Raw genomic sequence first — 25943 nt, 5'->3', positions numbered from 1 at the left:
CCGCCGCGGCCCGGTCAGCCGGGCAGCACCCGGGACAGGTAGCGGGCGACGGCCCGGACGGAGGCGATCGTGCCCGGATAGTCCATCCGGGTGGGGCCGATGGACCCCAGGATCGCCACGGTGTCGCCGTCGCCGCCGTAGCCGGAGGCGACGACGGAGGTCTCGGCGAGGCCGTCGAGGCGGTTCTCGTGCCCGATGCGGACGCCCACCCCGCCGCCCCGGCCGACGGGCTCGGCCGCCAGCTCGGTGAGGAGCCCGAGCAGCACGACCTGCTCCTCGAGCGCCTCGAGCACGGGGCTCAGGCCCTGCTCGAACCGCATGTCGGCCCGGGCCAGGTTGGCGGTGCCCGCCAGCACGATGCGGTCCTCGCGCTGCGCGCCGAGCGTGTCGACCACGAGGTCGGCGATGCCGCGGGCCAAGGGGGCGAGGGTGGCGTCCACCCCGACCACGACGCGCGCGAAGGCCTCGGGCAGGTCGGCGAGCCCCTTGCCCGCCGCGGCGGAGTTGAGCCGCGCGCGCAGCTCGCTCAGCGTGCCCTCGTCGAGGGCACCGGGGTCGGGCTCCGGGCCGGCAGGGGCGTCCACGGCGACGACCGCGGGCTCCGCCCCCGGCCCGACGCCGACGTCGAGGAACCGCTGCTCCACGCGGCCGGCGTCGCTGATCACCACGACCAGCAACCGCGCGCCGCCGACGGGGACGAGCTCGAGGTGCCGGAGCCCCGCGAGCCGCAGCGACGGGTACTGGACCACCGCGACCTGGCCGGTGAGCTGGGCGATGAGCCGCCCGGCACGGCCGAGCACGTCGTCCATGTCGATCGCCTCGGACAGGAACGTCTCGATCGCCCGTCGCTGCGGGCTGGTGAGCGGCCGCACCTCCGCGAGCCGGTCGACGAAGAGGCGGTACCCCTTGTCGGTCGGGATCCGGCCGGCGGACGTGTGCGGCTGGGCGATGTACCCGGCCTCCTCCAGCGCCGCCATGTCGTTGCGGATCGTGGCGGGCGAGACCCCGAGACCGTGCCGCTCCGTGAGCACGCGCGACCCCACGGGCTCGCGCGTGTGGACGTAGTCCTCCACGATCGCGCGGAGCACGGCCAGGCGACGTTCCTCGCTCACGGTCCTCCTCGGGTCCGACGGGGTGATGCGGGCCCTCCTGCCCTGAGCGCCCACCCTTAGCACTCTCATGTCCCGAGTGCCATCCTACGCGGGCTCGCCGGAGGTCCGCGGGACCCGCGCCCGACACGCCGGGCCCCGGCCGGAACCCGCGCCGACCCGCACCCGCGCGCCGGGCTGAGGTACCCCGCGACCGTCTGAGGTACCCCGGCCCGCGAAGATCCGGCACCTGACCGATCCGCGCCGGTACCTCAGGAACGGAGGGTGGAACCACCGGCGGCCGTCCGGACCGGACGACGCCGAGCGGAGAAGGAGACCGGTGATGAACGAGTACCTGTACTACGACGAGTTCCGCGCCCGCCAGGTCGACCTGGAGCAGGCGGTGCGCCAGGAGGCTGCGGCACGGAGCGCCGCACGGCAGGCCCGTCACGCCCGCCGTCGGGCGACCGCCCGCCGCCGCCGCGCGACCCGTCGCTCCTGGGAGCTGCCCGCGGGCCTGGTCCGGCCCTGGCCGCAGTGACCGCCACCTCGGGCGCGGCGGCGCCCACGGACGCGGCGGGGCCCCGTCCGGCCTGGCACGATGACGACGTGCCCACCCCAGCCGCCCCCTCGCCGCTCGTCGGCCGCGCCGCCGAGCTGACCTCCCTGCGCGAGGCGTTCACGAACGCCCGCGACGGCTCCGGCGGCGTGGTCGTCGTCGGCGGCGAGGCGGGCATCGGCAAGACGCGCCTCGTGACGGAGTTCCTCGCAGAGGTCGGCACGGAGATCGGGGCCGGCGACGCCGCGCCGCTCGTCCTGCACGGGCAGTGCGCCGACTCCGGGTCGGGCCCCCTCCCCTACGCCGCGCTCACCGGGGTCCTGTCCGACGTCGTCGACACGATCGGGCCGGAGGCGACGCTCGCCGCGGCCGGGCCGGCCGCGGACGCGCTCGGGCTCCTCGCGCCGCGCCTGGTCGACGTGCGGCGCGACGTCGACACCGGGCGCCTGCCCGAGGTGCTCGCCGACCTCATGACCGCGCTCGCCGGCGAGCGCCCGGTCGTCCTCGTCCTCGAGGACCTGCACTGGTCCGACGACGTCACCCGCACCGTGCTCGCCCGCCTGGCGCGTACCGCGCCCGCCACCACCCTGCTCGTCGTCGCCACCTACCGCAGCGACGACGTCGGGCGGCGCCACCCCTTGCGCACCACCCTGGCCGAGCTGGAGCGGGCGCGGCTCGCGACCCGCGTCGACGTGCCTCGCCTCGACGCCGCCGAGGCGACGCGGCTCTTCTGGTCCCTCGTCTCGAGGCGCCCCGACGCCCCCGACCTGCCCGGCACGGTGCTCGGCGAGCTCGTCGAGCGCAGCGAGGGTGTGCCGTTCTACGCCGAGGAGCTGGCGGACTTCGCCGGTGACGCGCTGCCCGACTCGCTGCGCGAGCTGCTGCTCCTGCGCTACTCGTCCCTCAGCGACGCCGCCCAGCGTTTCTGCCGCACCGTCGCCGCGGCGGGCCAGCGGGCCCCGCACGAGCTGCTCGTCGCCATGCTCGGCGCGGGAGGCCTCGACGACGCGGAGGCGGCCGCCCGGGAGGCGGTCGACGCGCACGTGCTCGTGGCGGACACCGACGGCTACCGCTTCCGGCACGCGCTCATCCAGGAGTCGGTCGACGCCGAGCTCCTGCCCGGCGAGTCGCGCCGGCTGCACGCGGCGTGCGCGAGCGCGCTCGAGGACGGTGAGCGCACGCTCGCGCGGATCGCGGCCGCGGCCGACCACTGGTGGCGCGCCCGCCTGCCGGACCGGGCGCTCGCCTCGGCGGTCGAGGTCGTCGCGGTGCCCGAGACCTACGGGCAGGCGTCCTCCGCCGTGGTCGCCGCCGCGGGCGAGCGCGCGCTCGAGCTCTGGGAGCTGGTGCCCGACGCCGAGAAGGTCGCCGGGCTGCACCGTGCCGCCCTGCTGCGCCACGTGTCCGTCGCCCTGCAGGACTCCGCGCAGATCGACCGGGGGGCGGCGCTGGCCCGTGAGGCGGTGGCGGAGTGGCCCGCGGACGACCCCGCGGGGCGGGCGCAGGCGCTGTCGACCCTCGCCCACATCCTCGGCAAGGCCGGCGACCCGGGCTCGGACCAGATGCTCGACGAGGCGCTCGCCCTCCTGCCACCGGACGACCCCGCCGGCCGGGCCCCGCTGCTCCGGCTCAAGGCGCGGAACGCGATGATGGACCACCGCCACGGCGAGGCGATCGCGGCCGCCGGCGAGGCGCTCGCCGCCGCGACGTCGGTCGGCGACCACCAGAACGCCTCGCTCGCCCTCAACCTCCGGGCGATGAGCCGCCTGGACCGCGGGGACCTCGACGCCCTGGACGAGCTCGAGCGGTCCCACGAGATGGCGGGCGACGACTGGCGCGCCCAGTGCCACTACTACACCAACGCGTCCGACACCCGCCTCAAGCTCGGCCAGTTCGCCGAGGCGGAGCACCTCGCCGAGTCGGGCGCGCAGTTCGCGCGCGCGCTCGGTGCCGGCTGGGCCACCCGAGCGATGCTCGAGGGGAACGTGGCGGAGGCGTGGATCGGGTCCGGCCGGTGGTCCGACGCCGAGGCGTGGTACGCGCGCTCCGTCCCGCTCGTCGACCCCAGCGACTACGCCGTGTACCTGGGCGAACGATGGACGTGGCTCACGATGTGGCGCGGTGACGTCGACGCCGCCCAGGCGCGGGCGCGGGTGCACCGCACGACCTGGCAGCGCTTCGGCCGGGTGGAGGAACAGATCCGGGCGCGGGTGTCGGGAACCCTGGCAGAGCTCGCCCTCCTGCGCGACGACCTGGACGACGCGCTCGACCTCGTCCGGATCGCCGTCGAGCCCGAGGCGCTGGGCCCGTTCTACCGGCTCACGACGCTCGCCGTCGCCGCGCGCGTGCTCGACCGCGCCCGGCGGGCGGGGCGGCAGGTCGACGTCGCGCCGTACCGTGCGGCGCTGGCGACGTGCACCGTGTGGCCGACCTACCCGACCTGGGCGGCGGTGTTCGCCGCCGAGCTCGGAGACGGGTCGTGGGAGGCGGTCGTCGCGGCCGACGGGCCCGCGCACCTCCGGCCCTACGCCCTGTACCGCGACGGGGCGTCGCTCCTGGAGGCCGGTGACCGCGCCACCGCGCGCGAGCGGCTGGACGCCGCCGTCGAGGCGGCGGACGCGATCGGCTGCGGCCTCGTGCGCGACCAGGCGCGCGCGCTGCTCACCGGCGCGGGCCTCGCCCGGGCCACCACCCGCGCACGGCAGCCCGACCGCGCGCTCACCGACCGCGAGCGTCAGGTGCTCGAGCTCGTCGCCGAGGGTCTGACGAACGGGCAGATCGCCGAGCGGCTGTTCATCAGCCGCAAGACGGCGTCGGTGCACGTCTCCGCCATCCTGCGCAAGCTCGGCGTGTCCAGCCGCACGGAGGCGGCGGTCCTGGCGCGCGACGATCCGGCCTGACGTCGCCCGACGCACCTGTACACATGCCCTGAGCAGTCGTGTACGGACCGACCCCTGGCGTCCTCCCTAGGCGTGACACCACACCCCGGCTGGAGGACATCATGGATCCGCACGTGTACGACATGCTCTTCGAGCGCCGTCAGGAGGAGCTCGAGCGCGAGGTCGCGCTGCGCCGCCTGGCGCACGAGCTCCACGCCTCGCGCCGCGCGCTCCGGGGCGCTGTCGCGGGCCTGGAGCCGTCGGGGCGGGCCGAACCGCCGCAGGCCCGGCGCCGCCCCGCGGTGGCCCCGCTGCACCGGCCGCGGCACGCGTGAGCGGAGCGCGCACGACATCACACCAGGCAGCTCACCAGGCAACACCGTCCGCGCGCCGTCCGGTTCCGACCGGACGGCGCGCGGCGCGTGTCGGGAGCCCCTTCGTCGCGGTCGCGACCGTAGGCTCACCGCCGTGCACGACCGCTACGGCTCCGACGTCCTGTCCTCCTCCGGCTCCCGCGCCCCGGGCGCCCCGGACGGCTCCGCCCATCACCGCCGCCGGCCCGTGTCCCGGCCGCGCGCCGCCGACCACGGCCTCGTGGTGGAGGAGGTCACGACGGGCTGGGTGGGCGCCGTCGTGCGCGTGGAGAAGTCGGGCGGCGTCCACCTCGTGGTGCTGGAGGACCGGCGCGGTCGCACCCGGTCGTTCCCCCTGGGCCCGGGCTTCTGGGTGGACGGGCAGCCGGTGGAGCTGACGGCCCCCGTGACCACCCGCGCCCCGGAGCGACCCACCCGGACGGCGTCGGGCTCCGTGGCGGTGCACGACCAGCGCGCCCGGGTGGCCCGCGGGTCGCGCATCTGGGTGGAGGGCAAGCACGACGCCGAGCTGGTCGAGAAGGTGTGGGGCGACGACCTGCGCGTCGAGGGCGTCGTGGTCGAGCTGCTCGACGGCGTGGACAACCTCGCGGACGCCCTCGACGAGTTCGCCCCGACGCCGGAGCGGCGGGTCGGCGTCCTGGTCGACCACCTGGTGCCCGGCTCGAAGGAGCGGCGCCTCGCCGACGACGCCCTGAAGCGGGTGCCGCGCGGCACCGTCGTCGTGCTCGGCCACCCGTACGTCGACGTGTGGCAGGCCGTGAAGGCGGAACGGCTCGGGCTGGCGTCGTGGCCCACCATCGAGCGGGGCACGGAGTGGAAGCGCGGCATCCTGCGGGAGCTGGGCTGGCCGGCGTCGACCACCGAGGACGTCGGCCGCGCGTGGCAGCGGATCCTCGCGACCGTGCGGGACTACCGCGACCTCGACCCGGCCCTGCTGGGCCGGGTCGAGGAGCTCATCGACTTCGTGACGGCCTGACCGCGCCTCCCGCGCCGGCGGCTCCCGGGAGGGTCAGCGCGTGGTGATGCCGTCCCGCTGCGCGTAGGCGTTGACCTTCTCCGAGACGGAGATGACGGCCATGAAGAACTCCAGGGTGATGCGGGCGAGCGCCAGGTACACGAGCGCGATGATCCACCCGAACACGAGGTACAGGATCCCGCCCCAGATCGACTGGGAGAACGTGGCGACGAGGCCGGAGAGCCACGCCAGCGCGACCAGCACCGTGACGATGATGTAGACGACCTTCACCACGCTGGGCGTGATGTAGCGGCTGAAGGAGTAGTCGAACAGCGCGCTGAGGAAGCCGCTGCCCTCGCCGTGCGGCGTGATCGGCCCCGCCGACCGGTCCGGCGGGTACTCGGAGCCCGGGTACAGGCCCGGGTCGGGCATCTGCCCCTCGTACGGCTGCTGCGGCTGGGCGTAGGGCTGGTCGCCGTAGGGCGGTTGGCCGCCGTGCGGCGGCGGGCCGGCGGGCGGCTGCTGCCCGTACGGCGCCTGCGGCGCCGGCTGGCCCGGCGGGGGCTGGTGTCCCGGCTGCTGCGGCGGCTGCTGCGGGTCGCCGGGCTGCTGCGGCGTGTTCTCGCTCATCGTTCCTCCTGAGTGGTCCGGGCGACGCACCCGGCGGGGTCGGCGCCTCCGCCCACTCTGGCCGCACCCGATCGGCTCCGCCACCGCACGTGACCACCGCAGATGCGCGAGGATGGCCCCATGAGCACCCCGCCGTACGGACCGCCGCCGCAGCAGCCGCCGGCGGGTCCGCCCCCCGGACAGCCGCCCTACGGCGGCCCACCACCGGGCCAGCCGCCCTACGGCGGACAGCCTCCAGGTCAGCCTCCGTACGGCTACGGGCCGCAGCCGCTCTCGCCGTCGGACGAGCGCACCTGGGCGCTGGTCGCCCACCTGGGTCCGCCGGTGCTCTCCCTGCTGAGTCTCGGCCTTCTCGGGTTCCTCACGCCGCTGCTGATCTGGCTGTTCCTGCGCGACCGCAGCGCGTACGTGGGGGACCAGGCCAAGGAGTCGCTGAACTTCCAGATCACGCTGCTCATCGGCTACGTCGTCGGCTGGATCACGGTGTTCCTGCTCGTCGGGTTCGTGATCCTGCTCGCGGTCTGGGTCCTGTCGATCGTCTTCGGCATCCTCGCCGCGGTCGCCGTGAACCGCCACGAGGCGTACCGCTACCCGCTGAACATCCGCCTGATCTCCTGACCGACCCCGCCGCGCGGGAATCGAGCGTGCTGACCTGCTCGAACGAGCCGTTCGAGGAGCAGGTCAGCACGCTCGATGCGGTTCAGGGGGTGAGCTCGCGGACGACGGAGTCCGCGAGGAGGCGGCCCCGCCGGGTGAGGACGACGCGCCCCCGGACGGCGGCGACCCCGTCGAGCAGACCGCGGGCCACCAGCCCGGCGACCGCCGCACGGCGGGACGGGTCGAGCGCCGCGACCTCCAGCCCCTCGCGCACGCGCACCCCCAGCAGCACGCGCTCGAGCTGGGCCTCGGCGGGCGTGAGCAGCTCGCGCCCGGCGCCCGGCGACGCGCCGTCCTCCAGGAGCGCGGCGTAGCGCCGCGGGTGCTTGACGTTCCACCAGCGCACGCCGGCGTGCTCCCCCTCGCGCGGCTCGGCCGACGGAGCCGCGACGTACGAGTGCGCGCCGGGACCGATCCCCCACCAGTCGTCGCCGCGCCAGTAGGCGAGGTTGTGCCGGCAGGCGTGCTCCGGCCCGCGTGCCCAGTTGCTCACCTCGTACCAGCCGAGGCCCGCCTCGGTGAGCAGGTCGTCGGCCAGCTCGTACTTGGCGGCCTGGTCGTCCTCGTCGGGCAGCGCGATCTCCCCGCGGCGCACCTGGGCGTACATCTTGGTGCCCGGCTCGACGACGAGCGCGTACGCCGACACGTGGTCCACGCCGGCGGCCAGCACGGCGTCGAGGGACGCACGCCAGTCGTCCAGCGACTCCCCCGGCGTGCCGTAGATGAGGTCGAGCGAGACGTCGAGGCCCGCGTCGCGGGCCCAGGCGACGACGTCGGGGACGCGGCGCGGGTCGTGGGTGCGCTCCAGCGTGGCCAGCACGTGCGGCACCGCCGACTGCATGCCGAACGAGACCCGGGTGAACCCGGCGTCCGCGAGCAGCCTCAGCGAGTCGGGCGTCACCGAGTCCGGGTTGGCCTCGGTGGTGACCTCGGCACCGTCCGCCAGCCCCCAGGCGTCGTCGACCCCGCGCAGGATCCGCACCAGGTCCGCGGCGGGCAGCATCGTGGGCGTGCCGCCGCCGAAGAAGACCGTGGACACCGGGCGCGCCCCCAGGCCCGCGTCGTCGAGCACCCGCGCGGCGAGGTCCACCTCGCGCAGCGCCGTCGTCGCGTACGCCGCCTGGTTGGCACCGCCACCCAGCTCGGACGCCGTGTACGTGTTGAAGTCGCAGTAGCCGCAGCGCACCGAGCAGAACGGCACGTGCACGTACACGCCGAACGGTCGGCCGTCGCCGTCCGGAGCGGACAGAGAGGGCCGCACCCACTGCGGCAGCGCGCCGTCGTCGGGCACGGGCGTGCCGTCAGGCAGCGCGGGCACTACTTCTTCTTGTCCTTGGCGTCCTTGCCGCCGCCGCCGTCCGAGGAGAGCGCGGCGATGAAGGCGTCCTTCGGGACCTCGACGGACCCGATGTTCTTCATGCGCTTCTTGCCCTCCTTCTGCTTCTCCAGCAGCTTGCGCTTCCGGCTGATGTCGCCGCCGTAGCACTTGGCGAGCACGTCCTTGCGCATGGCGCGCACCGTCTCGCGGGCGATGACACGGGCGCCGACGGCGGCCTGGATCGGCACCTCGAACTGCTGGCGCGGGATGATCTCCTTGAGCTTCGCCGTCATCATGACGCCGTAGTCGTACGCCTTGTCCTTGTGCACGATGGCGCTGAACGCGTCCACCTGCTCGCCCTGCAGCAGGATGTCGACCTTCACGAGGTCGGCCGCCTGGTCGCCCGAGGGCTCGTAGTCCAGCGACGCGTAGCCGCGGGTGCGGGACTTGAGGTGGTCGAAGAAGTCGAACACGATCTCGGCGAGCGGCAGCGTGAACCGCAGCTCGACGCGGTCCTCCGACAGGTAGTCCATGCCGAGCATCTGGCCGCGGCGGTCGTTGCACAGGCCCATGACCGTGCCCACGAACTCGCTCGGCGCGAGGATGGTCGCGCGCACCACGGGCTCGCGGACCTCCTTGATCTTGCCGCCCGGGAACTCCGACGGGTTGGTCACCTTCACCTCGGTGCCGTCGTCGAGCGTGACGTCGTAGACGACGTTCGGGGCGGTGGAGATGAGGTCGAGGTCGAACTCGCGCTCGAGCCGCTCGCGCACGATCTCCAGGTGCAGCAGGCCGAGGAAGCCGACGCGGAAGCCGAAGCCGAGCGCCACCGACGTCTCAGGCTCGTAGTTGAGCGCGGCGTCGTTGAGCTTGAGCTTGTCGAGGGCGTCGCGCAGCGCCGGGTAGTCGGTGCCGTCCACCGGGTAGAGGCCGGAGAACACCATCGGCTTCGGGTCGCTGTACCCGCCGAGCGCCTCCGAGGCGGGCTTGGCCATGTTGGTGACGGTGTCGCCGACCTTCGACTGGCGCACGTCCTTCACGCCCGTGATGAGGTAGCCGACCTCGCCGACGCCGAGCCCCTTCGTGACGATCGGCTCCGGCGAGATGACGCCGATCTCGAGCAGCTCGTGCGTGGCGCGCGTCGACATCATCGCGATGCGCTCGCGCGGGTTGAGGTTGCCGTCCACGACCCGCACGTACGTGACCACGCCGCGGTAGGTGTCGTAGACCGAGTCGAAGATCATCGCGCGGGCGGGGGCGTCCGCGTCGCCGACGGGGGCCGGGATGCGCTCGACGATCCGGTCCAGGAGCGCCTCGACGCCCTCGCCGGTCTTGCCGGAGACCTTGAGGACGTCCTCGGGGTCGCCCCCGACCAGTCCCGCGATCTCCTCGGCGTACTTCTCCGGCTGCGCGGCCGGCAGGTCGATCTTGTTGAGGACCGGGATGATCTCGAGGTCGTTCTCCATCGCCAGGTACAGGTTGGCGAGCGTCTGCGCCTCGATGCCCTGCGCCGCGTCGACCAGCAGGACGGCGCCCTCGCAGGCCGCGAGCGAACGGGAGACCTCGTACGTGAAGTCGACGTGCCCCGGGGTGTCGATCATGTTGAGCGCGTGGGCCTCCTCGCCCACCTGCCAGGGCATGCGCACGGCCTGCGACTTGATGGTGATGCCGCGCTCGCGCTCGATGTCCATCCGGTCGAGGTACTGCGCCCGCATGGCCCGCGGCTCGACGACGCCGGTGAGCTGCAGCATGCGGTCGGCGAGCGTCGACTTGCCGTGGTCGATGTGCGCGATGATGCAGAAGTTGCGGATGAGCTCGGGCGCCGTGGCGTTCGGCTCGATGCGCGCACGCAGCGCGGGTCCGGGGATGGGCAACGCGATTCGCTCCGTCAGGGTCGCTGGATGGGTGTCGTCGGTGGTGACGAGGCCCGGCCATTGTCCCATGAGGTTGTCCCCCGGGGTCCCGCGGGCCTGTCCCACGTGCGTGCGTCGTGCACCGCTGCGTACGGTCGAGGTCCACCGACCGACGTGACGGGAGGAGCCCCCGACATGACCGACACCGCAGACCTGGCCGGGAAGCGCGTGCTGGCGATCGTGACGAGCTACGGCGTCGAGCAGGACGAGCTGGTGGTACCGCTCGACCACCTGCGAGCCGCCGACGCCGAGGTGGTCGTCGCCTCGAACGAGCCGGGCGACGTGCGCACGCTCGTCGGCGACAAGGACCCCGGGCGGCCCGTTCCCGCCGACACGACCTACGACGCCGTCGATCCCGAGGGCGTCGACCTGCTGCTGGTGCCGGGCGGCACGATCAACGCCGACACCCTGCGCCTGCAGGAGGCCGCGATCGGGCTCGTCACGACGTTCGCGCACTCGGGCAGGCCGGTCGCCGCCATCTGCCACGGTCCGTGGGCGGTGGTCGAGGCGGGGTGCGTCGGCGGCGCGACCCTGACGTCATACCCGTCCCTGGCCACCGACGTGCGCAACGCGGGCGGGCGCTGGGTGGACCGGTCGGTGGTGCGCGACGACGGCGCCGGCTTCCCCCTCGTGACGTCCCGGACCCCCGACGACCTGGACGACTTCCTCCGCGAGGTCGACGCCCTGCTCGGCTCCTGAGGCCCTCGGCCGGGGCGGTGCCGGGCGCTAGCCTCGGCGTCATGCCGCCGTCGCCCGCCGCCCCGCAGCCCCGCCCCGTCGTCGACCCGCGCACGGGGCGGCGCACCGACGCCGGTCCGGAGCCCGACCGGCTCGCACTCCTCGCGCACCTCCAGGACGAGTTCGCCGCCACGGTGCCCGACGTCGCACCGGACGCGCTCGTCCCGGCCTGCGGCGACTGGCGCGCGGCCGAGCTGGTGCTGCACCTCGCGGGCGTGCACCACTGGGCGGCGGGGATGGCCCTGGGCGACCCGTCGCGCGACGAGGACCTGCCGGCCCCCGACCCCACGGGGCCCGACGGCGGGATCGCGGCCCTCGCCGCGCTCTACCGCCGGCACGCCGCCGACCTGCGCGCGACGCTCGACGCCGCAGGGCCGGACGGCGCCGCGCGGACGCTGCTCGGCGACGGGCCGGCGTCGTTCTGGTGGCGCCGCCAGTCCCACGAGACGCTCGTGCACCTGCACGACCTGCGCGCCGCGCGGCTGGGGTCCGGCCCGGGCGCGCTGGACACGGTCACCCTCGCCCCCGAGGTCTGGGCCGACGGCGTCGACGAGGTCGTGACGATGTTCCAGCCGCGGCAGGTGCGGCTCGGCCGGGCGGCGCCGCTCACCGACCGGCTCCGGGTGGTCGCCTCCGACGTCGGCTGGTCGTGGACGCTCGGCGCCCCGACGGCCGACGATGCCGATCTCGATGCCGATCTCGACGCCGATGCCGACGCCGACGCCGACGCCGACGCCGACGCGATGCTCACCACGACGGCGCAACGGCTCGACCTGCTGCTGTGGGGGCGGCTCACGCCCGCGGAGGCCGGCGCCGTCGTCGAGGGCGACCTCGACGCCGCGCGGCGCGTGCTCGCCGGGCCGCTCGTGCCCTGAGGCCCGGGCGGTCGCCCCGAGGGAACCGATGAGTCGCGGCGCGTCGCCCGGTCCCACCCGGCATGAGCGACGACACCGACACCGCACGCACCTCAGGTCCCCCGAGCGCGGCGGCCACCGCGTGCGCCACCGCGACCGTCACCACCGCGCGCGGCGACCGCGTGACCTACGACCTGCGGGGCACGGGCCCCGCGGTCGTCTTCGTCGCGGGCGCCGGGCCGTTCCGCGCCGTCGACCCGGTGACGACCCGCACGGCCGAGATCCTGGCGGCGGCAGGCGTCACGACCGTGGTCTACGACCGGCTCGGCCGGGGCGACTCCCCCGCCGCCGGTCGCCTCGACCTGGACCGCGAGCTGGACGCCGTGGCGGCGGTGCTCGACGTCGCGGGCGGACCCGCCGTGCTCTGCGGGCACTCGTCGGGCTGCGCGATCTCGCTGCGGGCGGCAGACCGGGGCCTCCCCGTCCTCGGGCTCGCGCTGTGGGAGGCCCCGCTGGAGTCCGGGGCCGGCGAGACGGCCGCCTGGGCGGCCGAGATCGAGCGGCGGATCGACGCCGGCGACCTCGAGGGCGCCACCGAGCACTTCATGAAGGACATGCCGCCCGAGTGGCTCGCCGGGGCCAAGGCGTCGCCGGAATGGCCCGCGATCGCAGCGTCCGTCGTCTCGCAGCGGGCCGACGCCCAGGCGCTGACCTGGGCGACGCGGGCGTTGCGCGACGGCGAGCTCTCCGGCATCCAGGTGCCCCTGCTCGCCATGACGGGGACGCGGACCTTCCCCGGCATGCCGGAGGCCGCGGCGGACCTCGCGTCCGCGGTGCCCGACGGCACCGCCGAGACCGTCGCGGGCGCCGACCACTCGTGGGACCCGGAGGCGATGGGCGACCGGCTGGCGCGGTTCGTGCTCGAGTGAGCCGCACGTAGGCTGTCCGCCGTGGCGAACCGATGGCTGAACCTGCTGGTGGACGTGCTGCGCTCGGCGACCCGCCCGTCGTCGCGCGGCTCCGCGCGCCCCACCTCGACGACCCGCCCCTCGACGGCCAGGCCCTCGAACCGGCGCGGGACGACGACCCCCGCCCGGGACGCCGGCTACCCCGGCGACTACACCGGCACGGTGCGCCCGGTGTACTCCCCGAGCCTGGACGGCGAGCCCGACCCGGGCGAGGTCGTGTGGACGTGGGTGCCGTACGAGGAGGACCACAGCCAGGGCAAGGACCGGCCGGTGCTGCTCGTGGGCCGCGACGGCCCGTGGCTGCTGGCCCTGCAGCTCACCAGCAAGGACCACGACCGCGACGCCGCGCAGGAGGCGCGGTACGGCCGGTTGTGGATGGACGTCGGCGCCGGGGCGTGGGACCCGCGGAAGCGCCCGAGCGAGGTGCGCCTCAACCGGATCCTCCGCGTCGACCCGGGGAAGGTCCGGCGCGAGGGCGCGGTGCTCGACCGGAAGACGTTCGACGCCGTGGTCGAGGCGATGGGTCGGGCGAGGGCCTGAGGATCAGGATCGGGAAGCGACCCGGGAGCTGACCCGAGGGCAGGAACGCCGGGGCGCATCTCACAGGACGGCCCCGCGCACGCGGTTCTGCCGGCTGGCCCCCTCTGCTATCGTTGATGTTTGCGTGTCCGCCCAGGTCGGCGGGCACAGCCGCAGTTCCTCTCCACGGGTTCCCCACCCCAGTCCCGGAGCTGTGGCCGCCCTCTACGACCTATCCGCTCGCCGGCAGGCGAACACACCAGGAAGTCCACACGTGGCAAACATCAAGTCCCAGATCAAGCGCATCAAGACGAACGAGAAGGCGCGCCTGCGCAACAAGGCCGTCAAGTCTGAGCTGAAGACCTACGTGCGCAAGGTGCGCGAGGCCGTCGCCGCGGGCGACAAGGAGGCCGCTGCCACCGCGCTGCAGGCCGCTTCCCGCAAGCTCGACAAGGCCGTCTCGAAGGGCGTCATCCACGCCAACCAGGCCGCGAACCGCAAGTCGGCCATCGCGAAGCAGGTCGAGGCGCTCTGAGTCGCCTGTAGTCGTCGCGCTCCGTCCGCCTGACGCCTCTCACGTCGGGCCGGACCGGCCAAGACTCCGCAAGGGCGCCGCACCCACCGGGTGCGGCGCCCTTCGCGCGTCTCCGGCCAGGGCAGGCGCTGTGAGGGTCAGCCGCGGCGGGAGCGGGCGATCGTCAGCACGGCCTTCTCGACGGCGTAGACGGGGTCGCGGCCGCCGCCCTTGACGTCGGCGTCGGCCTGCGCGACGGCGCCGATGGCGGTCGCGAGGCCCTCCGGGGTCCAGCGGGAGAGGTCCCGCTGAGCGTTGCGGACCTGCCAGTCCTGCAGCCCCAGCTGCCGCGCGGTGGCCGCTCCGCCGCGGATCGCCGCGACCCGCGCGAGGGTGCGCAGACGCAGTGCGAGGGCGGCGACGATCGGCACCGGGTCGGCGCCCGTCGCCAGGGCGTGGCGCAGGAGCGCGACCGCACCCCCCGTGTCCCCCGCGACCGCGGCGTCCGCGACCTTGAACCCCGTCGCCTCGACGCGGCCGCCGTAGTACCGGTCGACCACGGACTCGCTGATGGTGCCGGTCGTGTCGGCGACGAGCTGGGAGCAGGCGGACGCGAGCTCGCGCAGGTCCGTACCCAGGGCGTCGACGAGCGCCCGGACCGCCGCCGCGTCCGCCCGGCGCCGCGCGGCGCGGAACTCGGCCGTCACGAACTGCACCTTGTCGGCGTCCTTGGAGATCGGCTCACACTCGAGCACGGGGGCACCGCTGGCGACGATCGCGTCGAGCATCTTCTTGCCCCGCTGCCCGCCGCCGTGCACCACCACGACGACCGTCTCCGGGTCGGGCGCCGCGACGTACGCGACCACGTCCGCGACCAGGTCCTCCGTGGCCGCCTCGGCGCCCCGCACGACGACGACGCTCGGCTCGCCGAACAACGACGGGCTGGCGGCGACGACGAGCTGACCGGCGGCGTAGGTGCCGCCGTCGAGCTCGGCCTTCTCGGTGGTGGCGTCGCGCTCGCGCGCCAGCCCGACGATGCCGTCCACGGCCCGCTCGGCGAGCAGCCCCTCCGGTCCGCGCACGAGGAGCACCGGGGCCAGCGTGGGGTCGTCCCACGGCCGGCTGTTCGCCGAGGACCTCCCCTTGCGGGCGGGGCGGGGCTGTCGGGACGTGGAGGCGGCGGGCACGCCCCCAGCCTGCCACGAGCCGCCGACTCTCCCGCCCACCCGTGCTTTCCCCCCTCGCTCGAGCGGACCGGGTCGTCGCGGCGGGCACGCTAGCCGCACGCGAGGCCGATCCCGTCGTCCCGGCCGACGAGCGCCGCGGTGCCGCACTCGTCGGTCCGGACCAGCGCGGACCCCTCGGACGCGTAGAGGGCGAGCGCGTCGTCGGTCGGGTGCCCGTAGGCGTTGTCGGCGCCGACGCTCACGAGCGTGACGCGGGGCGAGAGGTGCCGGGCGAGCGCCGCGGACTGGGACCGCGACCCGTGGTGGGCCATCTTCACGACGTCGACGTCGGCCGCCCGCCCCGTGGCGGCGAGGTCGGCGGCGAGGGCTTCCTGGCCCGGCTCCTCGAGGTCGCCGAGCGCGACGACGTCGAGCCCGGCGGCGGTGCGCAGCTCGAGGGCCACGCTGGCGTCGTTCGCACCGTCGCCCTCGTCCCCGCCGCCCGACCCGGCGGAACGCGCCCCGCCCACGGCCGCCAGCACCTGCCAGGTCGCCGAGCCCGCCGAGCCCACGTCCCCGACGGCCGCCGCACGGACGGGCACCCCCGCCGCCGCGAGCGCGGACCGCACGGCCGCCGCCTGGCCCGCCGGTTCGTCGAGCGGCGAGACCAGCGCGGCCGTGACCGAGCGCCCCCGCAGCACGGCGGCGAGCCCGCCCACGTGGTCGGCGTGGAAGTGGCTGAGGACGAGCAGGTCCACGGTCGTGACGCCCAGCCGGTCGAGGCAGCGGCCGGCCGCCGCGCCGTCGGGGCCGACGTCCACCACGACCGCGGACGACGGACCCGTGCGCACCGCGAGCGAGTCGCCCTGCCCGACGTCGCAGGCGGCCACCTGCCAGTCGTCCGGGACCGCGTGGCCCGCCCCGGCGAGCCGGGGCACGGCGACCACGAGGACCGCCAGCAGCAGGACGCCGGCCAGACCCGCCACCGTGGCCGTCCGCACGCGGCCGTGCCGCAGCGTCGTCCGCCGGACCTGTCGCCGCACCCGGCGCACGGCGCGTGGTGCGGCTTCGCGCCACTCCCGTCGCCAGCCCTCGCCGGGCGGCCGGCGCAGGACGAGGGCGAGGACCGCGACCGTGAGCAACATCAGCGCCAGCACCCCGAGCGGCCCGGCGGGCCAGGGCAGGCGGGCGCCCGGCACGCTGGCGAAGGTCTGGGCCACAGAGGCGATCCACCCCGTCGCGAGACCCGCCAGCCACGCGACGGGCAGGGCCGCTCCCGGCGCCCACGGGGCGAGCAGCGTGGCCACGAGCCCGAGCACGGTGGCCGGCACCAGGGCGGGGGTCGCGAGCAGGTTCGCCGGCACCGACATCAGCGGCACGTGCGGGTCGAGCAGGAGCAGCGCCGGCCCGCAGGCGGCCTGCGCGGCCCACGGGACCGCGAGCGCGAACGCGAGCGGACGCCCGGTCCACGGCGCGAGCCGGCGGGCGATCGGGCCCGCCAGGAGCACGAGGCCCGCGGTCGCCGCGCACGACAGGACGAAGCCGTAGGACCGCGCGAGCCACGGGTCGACGACGAGCAGCACGGTCGCCGCCGCGGCGAGGGCCGGGGCGCCCGCGGACGGCCGACCCAGCGCCAGCGCGAGCAGCGCGGCGGCGCACGTCCACGCGGCCCGGAGCACGCTGGGCTCGGGCCGGACGAGCAGGACGAAGCCCGTCGCGGCGACCGCGACCACGCCGACGCGCAGCGCGCGGGGAGCCCGCGCCAGCGCGCACAGGGCGGTGAGCGCGGCCACCACGATCGCGAAGTGGCCCCCGGACACCGCGGTGACATGGGTGAGGCTCGTGACCCGCATCGCTTCGTCGACGGCCTCGGGCACGCGGCTCGTGTCGCCGACTGCGACGCCCGGCACCAGCCCGCGTGCCTGAGCGCCCAGGGACTCGGTGACCTCGAGCAGCGCCGACCGCATCGTGTGCGTCGCGCGCAGCAGGGCCGTCGGCGGCGCGCGCTCGGCCACCGGTCCCGCCGCCGTCAGCCTGGCCAGCGGGCCGTCGCCCGCGTCGACCGGGCGCAGCACCCCGGAGACGGAGACCGTCGCCCCGTAGCGCGGCGCCGCACCGGCCGCCGTGACCTCGACGAGCCCGGCGGTGGACGACGCGACACCGCGCGCCGTCACCTGCCGCGCGGCCACCTGCCAACGCTCGCCGTCGCCGAAGACGGCCGGCCGCGGCTCCGACACGACGCGACCGACCAGCTCGGCCTGCGCACCCTGTCCGGCCAGCGACCGCAGGGGCGCCTGCCGTGCCGCCTGGGCGTGCACCCCGAGCGCCACGGCCGCCAGGCACGCCAGCGCCACGACGACGTGCCTGGCCGTGGGCCGTGCCGCGCCCACCCGGACCGTCTCCGGCAGCTCCGGCCGCGGGCGGCGTCGCGGGCGGGAGCGGCGCGACCACCGCGACACCAGGAGGGCCGCCGTCCCCGCGCCGACGCAGGCGAGCACCGCGCCGACGGCCACCACGCCGGCCCAGCCCTGGACCGGACCGGTGAGTGCCCAGGCCGCCACCCAGGCCACCAGGCCGGCGGGCACCAGGCGCAGGTCCGTGCGCCGGACCGGCGGCGTGGCGACCGTCCGTCGGTCCCCCGGGTGGACGACCGATCGCGCCCGCCCCCACGGGCCGGCATCGGGACCGTGGTGGCTGGACGGGCCCGTCACAGCGTGACCAGGTCACGGACCTGCCCGAGGACCGACGGGCCGATCCCGGACACCTCGTCGAGCTCGTCGACGCTGGTGAACGGCCCGTTCTCGTCGCGCCACGCGACGATCCGCCCGGCCAGGGCGGGGCCGATGCCGGGCAGCGCCTCGAGCTCCGCCGCTCCCGCGGAGTTGAGGTTCACGGCGCCGCCCGCCGCGGCGTCCGACCCGCCTCCCGTCCCGTCCCCGCCGCTCTCGTCCGCCGCCCCAGCGGACGCCGGGAGTTGCTCCCCCGGCCTCGGCACACGGATCTGCTCGCCGTCGACGACCGCCCGCGCCAGGTTGAGGGCCGCGGCGTCGGCGCGCCGGGTCGTGCCGCCGGCCGCGGCCACGGCGTCCGCCACGCGGGCGCCCGACGGGACCGTGACCAGCCCGGGCTCGCGCACCTCGCCCACGACGTGCACCACCACGGTGCCCGGCGCCGGCGTCGCCCCGGGTGTCCCGGGCGTCCCGGCGGGAGGGTCTCCCGCGCCGCTGTCGGCCGAGACCGCCGCGTCCGCGGCCGTGGACGGGCCGGCGGACGGCGACGACGGACCGGTGGGGACCCCGGACGACGCGCTCGCGTCGGCGAGGGTGATGACGTCGTCGGGCCGTGCGGACGCGACCACCGCGACGACGACGGCCACGAGCAGGACGGCGACGGAGGCCACGACCGCCGCCCGCAGCCCGATCGACCAGCGTCGCGCGCCGCCGCCGTCGTCGTGCCCGTCGACGGGGTGCCCGTGCGCCGCCGTGTACGCAGCGGCGACGTGTTGCGCCGACCGGCGGGCACGCAGGCGGTCGGCGAGCTCGTCCTCCTCGACCGGCGCGGCCCACGGCGGGCCGACCGGGGGTCCGCCGTCGGGACGCTCCTGGTGGTCACGACCGGGATCACGACCGGGACCACGACCGGGGTCACGACCCGGCGGGCCACCTGCGTCCTCGCGCAGGGCGTGCCAGGCCCGCAACCGAGCAGCGGCCTCGCCGAGGGCCCGGTCCGGCTCCGGTCCGGAGCTGCCCGGCCGGTCGTCGCCCTCCGCCGGCGTGCGGGGCCGAGGCGGCGCGCCGGCGTCCGACGGCGGGAAGGTGGCCGGTGGCGGGGCGTCCGCTCCGCCGTGGTCGGGAGGCAGCGTGGTGGTCACGCCGCGACGCTAGGTTCGCCGCCGCCCCGACGGGTTCCGCGCGAGGCGACCTGTGGACGGCGCGCTCCTGGGGGCAGGCTCCTCAGCGCACGAGGTCGTCCGGACGTCCGCCCAGCTCGGCCACGACGACGGCGAGAGCGCCCGGGCCGACGTGCGCGCCGAGCACCGCGCTCACGGGCGTCACGAACGGCTCGGCCCCGGTCTCCGCGGCGAGCCGGGCCGCGAGCTCGCCGGCCCGCTCGGGGACGCCGAGGTGGTGCACGGCCACGCCCGGCCGCTCGCACGTCTCGGCGCGCCGCACCGCGACCTCGACCAGCCGGTCGGTCGCCGCCCGACGCGTCCGGACGCGCTGCGTCATCTCGATCACTCCGTCGCGCATGCCGAGGATGGGCCGCACGCCGAGGGCCGTGCCGAGCGCGGCAGCCGGGGCGGACAGCCGCCCACCGCGGCGCAGGTGGTCGAGCGAGTCCACGAGGAACACGGTCGTGCTCGACTCAGCGACCTGCCGCGCGCGGGCCGCGACGGCCGCGGCGTCCCCCCCGGCGGCGGCGCACCGCGCCGCCTCCAGCGCCGCGAACCCGAGGGCCATCGCGACGGTCCGGGAGTCGACCGCCCGCACGGGGATCATGGCGCGGTGCCCCGCGCTCGCGGCGACCTCGACGGTGCCGGACAGAGCCCCCGACAGGTGCACGCCGACGACGGCCCGCGCACCGGCCGCGGCGAGGTCGCGGTAGACGGCGCCGAACTCGGCAGGTGCGGGCTGCGACGTGCTCAGCCGTTCGCCCGCCGCGATGCGCGCGGCCACCTCCTCGGGCGTGATGTCGACGCCCTCCCGCCACGACTCCTCCCCCGCCACGACACGGAGCGGGACGACGACGGGCGCGACGGCACCGTCGGCGACGGCGGGCAGGCAGGCGGTCGAGTCGGTGACGACGCGGACGGCCGGGGATTCCATGGGCATCGGCGGGGAGTCTACCGACGCCGCCCGGACCGCCCGGGCGGCATCGGTCGTCACTCGTGGTCGTGCGCCTCACCGTCGTGCGCCTCACCGTCGTGCGCCTCGTGGTCGTGCTCGTCGGTGGCGCTCGCCTCCGCGTCGCCCGAGACCCCGGAGATCTCGTTCGGCGCGACGTCCAGCTGGGCGGACTTCCAGACCTCGCCGGACTCCACGTCCACGGCGTGCACGGACTTCGTCGCCGGGTCGGTGACGTACACGGACCCGTCGAGGGCGAGCACCGCGGGGCGCGGCTCCTGCCACTCGGCAGGCTCCTCCCAGGCGTCGATCACCGGGATCGAGGTCGTGAGCTTCCCGCTCTCCGGGTCGATGACGTGCAGCGAGCCGTCGGTGCCCAGCACGAGCGCCTCGCCGTCGTCGCCGCGGGCCAGGGAACGGAACGTGTAGCTCGAGGGCAGGTCGACCAGCGACAGGTCCCCGCTACGCGTGTCGACGAGCGAGACGCGCGTGGGCCGCTCCAGCTCCGCGTCGGGGTCCGTCTTGTAGTCGCCGAGCACGACGGGCGACTCCTCGGAGCCGGCCTGGTTGCCGATGCGGCCGTAGGCGTCGGGCGCCTGCACCTTGGTGAGCTCGCCGTCCGCGTAGACGAGGACGCCGTCCTCGCAGCCCACGACGACGGCCTCGTCGGCCGCGACCGCCTCGCCGTGCACGCCCGGGCAGTCGTCGCTCGCCGCGATCTCCTCGTCGTCGGCGTCCAGGACGCGCACGCCGGAGCGCGACTCCTCGGTGCCCTCGGTGACGAGGAGCGAGTCGTCCCCGAGCTCGACCGCGACGCCGTGGTGCGCCGACGGCGTCGTCAGCTCGCGGACGGGGGCCTCGCCCTCGGCGACGTGGGCGGGGTCGAGCACCCGGACCTGGCCCGTGCCGTCGTCGAACAGCACGGTGCGGCCGCCGTGCACGACGACGTGGCCGGGCTCCTCGGCCGCGTAGGTGACGTCCGTGAGGCGCGGCTCGGACGTCCAGTAGTGGTGGTGGTCGCCGTGCGCCTCAGCCCACGCTCCGAGGTCCAGGGCGCGGAACCCGCCGGTGGTGGAGGCGAGCAGGTGGCGGCCGTCGCCGGCCGGGTTGAGGCGGGTGAAGCCCTCGAGCGGCAGGTCGGCGACCTGCTCCAGCGTCTGCGCGTCGAGGACGACGACGCCGCCGTCGTAGGTGAGCGCGATGCGGGCGGTCGCGGCGGCGGCCTCGGTGGCCTGCGCGGTCTCCGCGCTGGAGGGCTCGGCGGAGGACTCCGCCGACGCGGCGCCGTCGGCGGGGTCCGCGGACGCGCAGCTCGCCAGCGCGAGGGGGACCGCGAGGGCGAGGAGGCCCGCGGCGGGCTGTCGGCGCCGGCCGGCGCGGGTGGTGCGGGTGAGGGCAGGCATGGGTCTCTCTCCAGGTCGGGGCAGCACGAAGGAGCCACATGAGAACGATTCCCATGTGCCCGAGTAGTGAAACAGATGTGAGAACGGTTCTCAACCTCGTCCGCCTGCTCGTCGCGCACCCGGCCCCGCACCGCGCTAGCGTGCGGGCCATGGCCGAGGGGACACCGCCCACCGACGACGCCGACCTCGCCGCGCTGCGAGCCGCCGCCGCGCAGGCCGCCGCCGAGGCGGCGGAGGCCAAGGCGGCGGCCGCCCAGGCGGCGCTCGAGGCGGCGGAGGCCGCGAGCAGGGACGAGCCACAGGCCGCCGGACCGCCCGACGTCGTGCCCGCTGCCGACGGGACCTCGCCGCCGGAGGACACCGGGGCCGCACCGCTGTCGTACGCCGACGAGGTGCGCGCGGGCTACGCCTCCGACGCCCCGACGCTGCCGCTCGGAGCTCTGCTGTCCGGCCCGCTCGGCGGCGACCCGGAGCCCGACGCCACCGTGCAGGTCGGCTTCCCGCTCGCGACGCTGAACCGCCACGGGCTCGTCGCTGGCGCCACGGGCACCGGCAAGACGAAGACCCTCCAGGGCATGGCGGAGGGCCTGTCGGCCCAGGGCGTCCCGGTGTTCCTCGCCGACATCAAGGGCGACCTGTCCGGGCTGGCCGTCAAGGGCCCGGACAACCCGAAGGTCGCCGAGCGCGCGGCGAGCATCGGGCAGCAGTGGACGCCGACGTCGTACCCCGTCGAGTTCTACTCGCTCGGCGGCCTGGGCACCGGCGTGCCGATCCGCACGACCGTCACCGACTTCGGCCCGCTGCTGCTGAGCAAGGTGCTCGGCCTCAACGCGACGCAGTCCTCCAGCCTGGAGCTGATCTTCCACTGGGCCGACACCCAGCAGCTCGCGCTGCTCGACCTCAAGGACCTGCAGGCCACCATCGCGTACCTCACCTCCGACGAGGGCAAGCAGGAGCTCAAGGGCATCGGCGGCGTCTCGGCCGCGACCGCCGGCGTCATCCTGCGCGAGATCGTGGGCCTGCAGGCGCAGGGTGGCGACGTCTTCTTCGGCGAGCCGGCGTTCCAGACCGCCGACCTGCTGCGCACGTCCCCGGACGGGCGCGGTCTGATCTCCGCCCTCGAGCTGCCCGGCGTGCAGGACCGGCCCGCCCTGTTCTCGACGTTCCTCATGTGGCTGCTCGCGGAGCTGTTCCAGGAGCTGCCCGAGGTGGGCGACCCCGACAAGCCGCGGCTCGTGTTCTTCTTCGACGAGGCGCACCTGCTGTTCACGGGCGCCTCCAAGGACTTCCTCCAGCAGGTCGTCCAGACGGTGCGGCTCATCCGCAGCAAGGGCGTGGGCGTCTTCTTCGTCACCCAGTCGCCCAAGGACGTGCCGGCCGACGTCCTCGCCCAGCTCGGCAACCGCGTCCAGCACGCGCTGCGCGCCTTCACGCCCGACGACGCGAAGGCCCTGCGCGCGGCGGCCCGCACCTTCCCCACCTCGCCGTACGACCTCGAGCGGCTGCTGCAGTCGCTCGGCACCGGCGAGGCCGTCGTCACGCTCCTCGACGAGAAGGGCGCGCCCACCCCGGTCGCCTGGACCCGGGTGCGCGCGCCGCAGGCGTCCATGGACCCGGCGCCGCAGCAGGTGCTCGACGCCGCCGTCGCGGCGTCACCCGGCCAGGCGCGCTACGGGGCCGCCGTCGACCGCGAGTCCGCGTACGAGCTGCTGCAGGCCCGCGCCGCGCAGGACGCCGCCACCCGCGAGGCGACCGAGCGCGCCTCCGAGCTGGAGAAGGAGGCGGCGCAGGCGCGCAAGGAGGCGGACGCCGACGCCCGGAAGGCGCAGAAGGCCTCGCGGTCGGGCTCGACGTCGCGCGCCCGCAGCCCGATGGACGCCATCCTCGCCACCGTCGGCACGACCCTGGCCCGGGAGATCACCCGCACCGTCTTCGGCACGCGTCGCCGCCGCTGAGCGCGGCGGCGACGTCAGCCGGCCGGTCAGTCGGCCGTCAGCGGCGCGGCGTGCCAGATGCGGTCGAGGTAGTCGCGCACCGACCGGTCCGAGGAGAAGAAGCCCGAGCGCGCCACGTTGAGCACGGCCGACCGGCTCCAGGCGTCCGGGTCCGCATAGGCCCGTTCCACCCGATCCTGCGCGTCGATGTACGCCTGGTAGTCCGCGAGCACCATGAAGCGGTCCTCGGTGAGCAGGTTGGACACGATCGGTTCGAAGACCGACGCGTCACCGCCGGAGAACGTGCCGCGCGCCACGAGATCGAGCGCCCGGCGCAGCGACGGGTTCTCCTCGTAGTACGTCGAGGGCCGGTAGCCCGCCTCGGCGACGGCGCTCGCCTCGGGCTCCGTGAGCCCGAACAGGAAGAAGTTCTCGTCGCCCACGAGCCGACGGATCTCGACGTTCGCGCCGTCGTCGGTGCCGATGGTGAGCGCGCCGTTGAGCGCGAACTTCATGTTGCCCGTGCCGGACGCCTCCTTGCCCGCCAGGGAGATCTGCTCCGACAGGTCGGCGGCCGGGATCAGCGTCTCCGCGACCGTGACGTTGTAGTTCGCCGGGAACGCGATCCGCAGCACCCGGGACACGTCGGGGTGCGCGGCGACCACGGCGCCCACGTGGTTGATCAGCGCGATGATCTCCTTCGCCATCACGTACCCGGGGGCGGCCTTCGCGCCGAAGACGACGGTGCGCGGCGTGACGTCGGCGGTCGCGAGCTCCCCGGACGTGATGCGGTCGTAGAGCGTCACGACGTGCAGCAGCTTGAGCAGCTGGCGCTTGTACTCGTGCAGGCGCTTGACCATGACGTCGAGCATCGTGGCCGGGTCGATCGCGATGCCGTCGCGCGCGGCCAGAAAGGAGACCAGCCGGTCCTTGTTCGCGGCCTTTACCTCGCGGAACCGGCGGCGGAACTCGGCGTCGTCGGCGTACGGCTCGAGCTCGCGCAGCCGGTCGAGGTCGGTGACCCAGCCGTCGCCGATCGCCTCCGTGATCAGGCCCGACAGGCCCGGGTTCGCCAGCTTCACGAACCGGCGCGGGGTCACGCCGTTGGTGACGTTGGTGAACTTCTCCGGCCAGAAGTCCGCGAAGTCGGCGAGCACCTTGTCGCGCAGCAGCTGCGAGTGCAGCTCCGCGACGCCGTTCACCCGGGAACCGCCGACCGTCGCGAGGAACGCCATCCGCACCGACCGCTCGGGGTGCTCCGCGATGATCGACATGCGCCGCACCAGCAGCTCGTTCCCGCCCGAGCGCTCGCGCACCTGGGCGAGGAACTCGTCGTTGATGCGGTAGATGATCTCCAGGTGCCGGGGCAGCAGCCGCCCCACCAGCTCGACCGGCCACACCTCCAGCGCCTCCGGCAGCAGCGTGTGGCACGTGTAGGCGAAGCAGCGCTGCGTCACCTGCCACGCGTCGTCCCACTCGAAGCCGCGCTCGTCCACGAGGATCCGCATCAGCTCCGGGATCGCGATGACGGGGTGCGTGTCGTTGAGCTGGAAGACGATGCGGTCGGGCAGGTCGTGCAGGTCGAAGCCCGGCGGCAGGAGCTGGTCGAGGAAGTCGCGGATCGAGCAGGCGACGAAGAAGTACTGCTGCTGCAGCCGCAGCTCCTTGCCCTGCGGCGTGGAGTCCTCGGGGTACAGCACCTTCGAGATGTTCTCGGCGAACGTCTGGGACCGCACGGCCTCGGCGTAGTCGCCGTAGTTGAAGATCTTGAGGTCGAACGCGTGCGTGGCCCGCGCGCTCCACAGCCGAAGCGTGTTGACCCGCCCGTTCCGGTAGCCCGGCACCATCGAGTTGTAGGGCACGCCGAGCACCTGCCAGCCCGGCACCCAGCGTGAGCGCTCGCGGCCGTCGTCGTCCGTGAACTTCTCCGTGTGCCCGCCGAAGCCGACGGTCACCTCGTGCTCGGGGTGCGCGAACTCCCACGGGTCGCCGTTGTCGAGCCAGGTGTCCGGCTCCTCGACCTGGCGGCCGTCCGAGAACGTCTGCCGGAAGATGCCGTACTCGTACCGGATGCCGTACCCGATCGCGGGCACGCTCATCGTCGCCAGGGAGTCGACGAAGCAGGCCGCCAGCCGGCCGAGCCCGCCGTTGCCGAGCCCCGGTTCGACCTCGACCTCGCGCAGCTCGTCGAGGTCGAGCCCCAGGCTGGCGAGCGCCTCCGCGGCCACCTCCTCCAGCCCCGTCGCGATCAGCGCGTTGTCGAGCTGCCGGCCCAGGAGGTACTCCGCCGACAGGTAGGCCACCGCCTTCGCCTGCGTGCGGTACTGGCTCACCGTGGTCTGCATCCACCGGGACATCAGGTAGTGCCGCACCGTGCGCGCGAGCGCGAGGTACCGGTCGTTGTCCGTCGCCCGCTCCAGGATCGTGCCCTGGGTGAAGTTCAGCTCGTGCAGGTACTCACGGACGAACCCCTCGACGGTCGGTTCCGGGCTGGTGATCAGAGGCGTGGTCTCGGTCACGTCACGACAGTACACAGCCGGGCACATGGGCGCCCGGCTCTGAACGACGAATGACTAGGTCGTGAAGCTGTCACGAGCACGCGGAGTCAGCACATGCGGACAGCGACTGGA

The 25943-nt window shown here is 75.2% G+C and carries 21 protein-coding genes; 11 read left to right on the top strand and 10 right to left on the bottom strand.

Annotated elements, in window-relative coordinates; translation table 11 throughout:
* Positions 1–14 precede the first annotated feature (14 nt).
* Positions 15–1112 (bottom strand): HrcA family transcriptional regulator, encoded by a 1098-nt coding sequence (locus ACFQ8Y_RS12190; protein ID WP_430585613.1) that lies wholly within the window; start codon positions 1110–1112, stop codon positions 15–17.
* 319 nt (positions 1113–1431) lie between these two features.
* Here ACFQ8Y_RS12190 and ACFQ8Y_RS12185 point away from each other — a divergent pair, with 319 nt between their 5' ends.
* The 4 genes from ACFQ8Y_RS12185 (at position 1432) to ACFQ8Y_RS12170 (ending at position 5876) form a co-directional block, all read left to right on the top strand.
* Positions 1432–1629 carry a hypothetical protein gene (locus ACFQ8Y_RS12185; RefSeq protein ID WP_430550080.1) on the top strand — a complete coding sequence of 66 codons (198 nt, stop codon included), beginning with the start codon at positions 1432–1434 and terminating at the stop codon, positions 1627–1629.
* A gap of 68 nt (positions 1630–1697) precedes the next feature.
* The gene (locus ACFQ8Y_RS12180) at positions 1698–4547 is read left to right on the top strand and encodes an AAA family ATPase (RefSeq protein WP_430585612.1); all 2850 of its coding nucleotides are present in this window, start codon (positions 1698–1700) and stop codon (positions 4545–4547) included.
* A gap of 101 nt (positions 4548–4648) precedes the next feature.
* Entirely contained in the window at positions 4649–4861 is a 213-nt protein-coding gene (locus tag ACFQ8Y_RS12175) for a hypothetical protein (RefSeq protein WP_430550082.1), read from the top strand.
* A gap of 133 nt (positions 4862–4994) precedes the next feature.
* Entirely contained in the window at positions 4995–5876 is an 882-nt protein-coding gene (locus ACFQ8Y_RS12170) for a DUF3097 domain-containing protein (protein WP_430550083.1), read from the top strand.
* A 33-nt stretch (positions 5877–5909) separates the two neighbouring features.
* Here the strand turns inward: ACFQ8Y_RS12170 and ACFQ8Y_RS12165 are convergent, their stop codons facing one another.
* Positions 5910–6485 (bottom strand): DUF4282 domain-containing protein, encoded by a 576-nt coding sequence (locus ACFQ8Y_RS12165; RefSeq protein ID WP_430585611.1) that lies wholly within the window; start codon positions 6483–6485, stop codon positions 5910–5912.
* A gap of 120 nt (positions 6486–6605) precedes the next feature.
* On the opposite strand from ACFQ8Y_RS12165, the gene ACFQ8Y_RS12160 reads away from it, so the two are divergent.
* On the top strand, positions 6606–7103 hold the full coding sequence (locus tag ACFQ8Y_RS12160; RefSeq protein ID WP_430550085.1) for a DUF4870 domain-containing protein: 498 nt from the start codon (positions 6606–6608) through the stop codon (positions 7101–7103).
* 82 nt (positions 7104–7185) lie between these two features.
* Here ACFQ8Y_RS12160 and hemW read toward each other — a convergent pair whose 3' ends face one another.
* Positions 7186–8460, bottom strand: a complete 1275-nt coding sequence (gene hemW, locus ACFQ8Y_RS12155) for a radical SAM family heme chaperone HemW (protein ID WP_430585610.1) — start codon at positions 8458–8460, stop codon at positions 7186–7188.
* Positions 8460–10334 carry a translation elongation factor 4 gene (lepA, locus tag ACFQ8Y_RS12150; RefSeq protein ID WP_430550087.1) on the bottom strand — a complete coding sequence of 625 codons (1875 nt, stop codon included), beginning with the start codon at positions 10332–10334 and terminating at the stop codon, positions 8460–8462. Before lepA ends, hemW begins: the two co-directional genes overlap by 1 nt.
* Before the next feature lie 174 nt (positions 10335–10508).
* Between lepA and ACFQ8Y_RS12145 the strand changes: the two genes are divergently transcribed.
* From ACFQ8Y_RS12145 to rpsT, 5 genes are all read left to right on the top strand, one after another.
* Positions 10509–11072: a DJ-1/PfpI family protein gene (locus ACFQ8Y_RS12145; protein WP_430585609.1), complete on the top strand. Its 564-nt coding sequence runs from the start codon at positions 10509–10511 to the stop codon at positions 11070–11072.
* 41 nt (positions 11073–11113) lie between these two features.
* Positions 11114–11986: a maleylpyruvate isomerase N-terminal domain-containing protein gene (locus ACFQ8Y_RS12140; protein WP_430585608.1), complete on the top strand. Its 873-nt coding sequence runs from the start codon at positions 11114–11116 to the stop codon at positions 11984–11986.
* A gap of 62 nt (positions 11987–12048) precedes the next feature.
* Positions 12049–12894: an alpha/beta fold hydrolase gene (locus ACFQ8Y_RS12135; protein ID WP_430585607.1), complete on the top strand. Its 846-nt coding sequence runs from the start codon at positions 12049–12051 to the stop codon at positions 12892–12894.
* Positions 12895–12915: 21 nt separating this feature from the next.
* A complete protein-coding gene (locus ACFQ8Y_RS12130) occupies positions 12916–13473 on the top strand; it encodes a type II toxin-antitoxin system PemK/MazF family toxin (protein WP_430585606.1) in 558 nt (185 codons plus the stop codon).
* A 253-nt stretch (positions 13474–13726) separates the two neighbouring features.
* Entirely contained in the window at positions 13727–13987 is a 261-nt protein-coding gene (gene rpsT / locus ACFQ8Y_RS12125; RefSeq protein ID WP_430550092.1) for a 30S ribosomal protein S20, read from the top strand.
* 137 nt (positions 13988–14124) lie between these two features.
* Here the strand turns inward: rpsT and holA are convergent, their stop codons facing one another.
* From holA to aztD, 5 genes are all read right to left on the bottom strand, one after another.
* Positions 14125–15153: a DNA polymerase III subunit delta gene (gene holA, locus ACFQ8Y_RS12120; protein ID WP_430585605.1), complete on the bottom strand. Its 1029-nt coding sequence runs from the start codon at positions 15151–15153 to the stop codon at positions 14125–14127.
* An 89-nt stretch (positions 15154–15242) separates the two neighbouring features.
* Positions 15243–17717: a ComEC/Rec2 family competence protein gene (locus ACFQ8Y_RS12115; protein ID WP_430585604.1), complete on the bottom strand. Its 2475-nt coding sequence runs from the start codon at positions 17715–17717 to the stop codon at positions 15243–15245.
* A 122-nt stretch (positions 17718–17839) separates the two neighbouring features.
* A complete protein-coding gene (locus ACFQ8Y_RS12110; protein ID WP_430585603.1) occupies positions 17840–19003 on the bottom strand; it encodes a ComEA family DNA-binding protein in 1164 nt (387 codons plus the stop codon).
* Between the two features lie 82 nt (positions 19004–19085).
* Positions 19086–19964 (bottom strand): DegV family protein, encoded by an 879-nt coding sequence (locus ACFQ8Y_RS12105; RefSeq protein WP_430585602.1) that lies wholly within the window; start codon positions 19962–19964, stop codon positions 19086–19088.
* Between the two features lie 50 nt (positions 19965–20014).
* Positions 20015–21379, bottom strand: coding sequence for a zinc metallochaperone AztD (aztD, locus tag ACFQ8Y_RS12100; protein ID WP_430585601.1), 1365 nt, complete (start codon positions 21377–21379; stop codon positions 20015–20017).
* Between the two features lie 149 nt (positions 21380–21528).
* Between aztD and ACFQ8Y_RS12095 the strand changes: the two genes are divergently transcribed.
* Positions 21529–23334 (top strand): helicase HerA-like domain-containing protein, encoded by a 1806-nt coding sequence (locus ACFQ8Y_RS12095; protein WP_430585600.1) that lies wholly within the window; start codon positions 21529–21531, stop codon positions 23332–23334.
* 26 nt (positions 23335–23360) lie between these two features.
* Here the strand turns inward: ACFQ8Y_RS12095 and ACFQ8Y_RS12090 are convergent, their stop codons facing one another.
* Positions 23361–25859 carry a glycogen/starch/alpha-glucan phosphorylase gene (locus ACFQ8Y_RS12090; protein WP_430585599.1) on the bottom strand — a complete coding sequence of 833 codons (2499 nt, stop codon included), beginning with the start codon at positions 25857–25859 and terminating at the stop codon, positions 23361–23363.
* Positions 25860–25943: the final 84 nt, after the last annotated feature.

Source organism: Isoptericola sp. NPDC056605 (assembly GCF_042792795.1).
Taxonomy (GTDB): Bacteria; Actinomycetota; Actinomycetes; order Actinomycetales; family Cellulomonadaceae; genus Isoptericola.
Note: the sequence above shows the minus strand (reverse complement) of the source record. Positions and strands in the feature narration are given on the sequence as shown.